Below are 1,582 nucleotides of genomic sequence, written 5' to 3'. Positions count from 1 at the left end.
CAAGCCAGGCAGTAAATCAGCCTCGCCATGGCTGCTACAATTGCTGGAGCGCAAGCCGCGCAAACTCGCGGCAGTAGCTCTGGCCAACAAGATGGCCCGGATTATCTGGGCCATGATGGCGCGCGGCGAAGCGTATCGGCGCCAGCCGACCGCCGCCTGAACCGCGCGCCGGTGCCGGGGGTTCAAGGAGCAGCAGAAGATGATAATCGGTCGAACCGACGAGCGACAAAATCCGTTAATACCAATGGCACGCTATCGCATGCCGCCAGGCTGTTTGGATGTCGCTCGCGGAACCCATCTGGGCCAGCGGTCATAATACCGCGTCAACAGGCCGGACACATGACCGCATTCGAACCAACATCAGATTCCGCTTCACGTACTTGAACCCAGCGGGCCGTCCACACATGGTATAACATATGACCTAACCGAACGACGCTCAGGTGGCCGACTTCAAATCGGAACGGTGGCCGGAATGAAATCGGAATAGGTGGCCGGCTTCAAATCGGAATGCATGGCCGGCTTCGTCGGAATACGCAGCGGCTCAAGCCGGGGAGCCCACCCATTGCCCCGGCTTGATCGTGCTCTTCGCCACATAACTGCGGCCGCAACATAACGCGAAATATGTTGTGGACCACATATTTCGCGGTTTTGTGAACTGTTCAGGGAGTTTGAGGCCCGGTTATCACCGGTGATGCGCCAGGATCATCGTGCTGGTGACAAGGTCTTCGTCGATTATTCTGGCAAGCGGATCGGTATTGTCGATCGGGCGAGCGGCGAAGTTCGGCAGGCGGAGATCTTTGTTGGCGTGCTGGGCGCGTCGAGCTTTACCTACGCCGAGGCGAGCTGGACCCAGACCGACTTCAAATCGGAACGGTGGCCGGAATGAAATCGGAATAGGTGGCCGACTTCAAATCGGAATGCATGGCCGGCTTCGTCGGAATACGCAACGTCGGAATAGGTGGCCGACATCAATCGGAATTCGCAGCGCTTACCGTTCCCGAGCCTGGGTGGTTCGTAAGACCGCATGTCCGTTCCCGAGCGTGGGTGGTTCGCCCTACGCTGCGCGGTGACGAGGGTTGCCGGCATTGGGCGGGCCTATCCTCAGCGCAGGAGGGCAGTCACCTCCTTGATCGACAACGAAGACTTGCGTCCACGCCTTGAGTTCAAGCTGCGTGCGCGTCTCGATCCACACGCCGTCGAGGATCCGGAGCACTTGGCTTTTGACGTGTTCGGGAAGGAGCTTCGCGACGGCCGCCTCATAGACAACGGCAATCTCGGCGCCGGTGCGTGAGCGAGCGAAGAAGCCATGGTCACCGGCCCTCGCCTGCACCACGAGCTCGGCGTCGCCGCGACCATCGACAATAGCCGCCTCCTCACCGACGGCCCAACCCGCCGCGCACCGCGCTCGCACCGCGCAGGTGTGGCACCCGCGGCCGGGCTTCGCTGCTGCGGGGTGAGCGCCGAGCGCTTCGGTCAGAAGTTTAAGTTTCTTCACGAGCTCAAATTCAACATCGACGAGTGAGCTGCTGCCGGTTTCGTGGACACCGAGATAAGGTGTTTAACGCGACAGGAGAGCAAAATG

Annotated in this window: 3 protein-coding genes and 1 pseudogene; all 4 read left to right on the top strand. The window is 60.3% G+C overall.

Features of this window, described 5'->3' with window-relative positions; translation table 11 throughout:
* Window positions 1–160, top strand: a pseudogene (locus tag ACYUCQ_RS16175) (IS110 family transposase); the annotation flags it as partial.
* Window positions 161–691: 531 nt separating this feature from the next.
* A complete protein-coding gene (locus tag ACYUCQ_RS16170; RefSeq protein WP_460255586.1) occupies window positions 692–886 on the top strand; it encodes a hypothetical protein in 195 nt (64 codons plus the stop codon).
* A 240-nt stretch (window positions 887–1,126) separates the two neighbouring features.
* Window positions 1,127–1,291, top strand: coding sequence for a hypothetical protein (locus tag ACYUCQ_RS16165; RefSeq protein ID WP_460255585.1), 165 nt, complete (start codon window positions 1,127–1,129; stop codon window positions 1,289–1,291).
* 15 nt (window positions 1,292–1,306) lie between these two features.
* The gene (locus ACYUCQ_RS16160; RefSeq protein ID WP_460255584.1) at window positions 1,307–1,522 is read left to right on the top strand and encodes a hypothetical protein; all 216 of its coding nucleotides are present in this window, start codon (window positions 1,307–1,309) and stop codon (window positions 1,520–1,522) included.
* The last annotated feature ends 60 nt before the right edge of the window (window positions 1,523–1,582 follow it).

It is taken from the genome of Acidiphilium sp. MT5, assembly GCF_054767495.1.
The sequence above is the reverse complement of the archived record's forward strand: the minus strand, read 5'-3'. Positions and strand labels throughout refer to the sequence as shown.

Excerpts from the sequence above, each read along its gene's own strand:
- ACYUCQ_RS16170 (WP_460255586.1), top strand. The coding sequence starts at position 692 with ATGCGCCAGGATCATCGTGCTGGTGACAAGGTCTTCGTCGATTATTCT.
- ACYUCQ_RS16160 (WP_460255584.1), top strand. The coding sequence starts at position 1,307 with ATGGTCACCGGCCCTCGCCTGCACCACGAGCTCGGCGTCGCCGCGACC.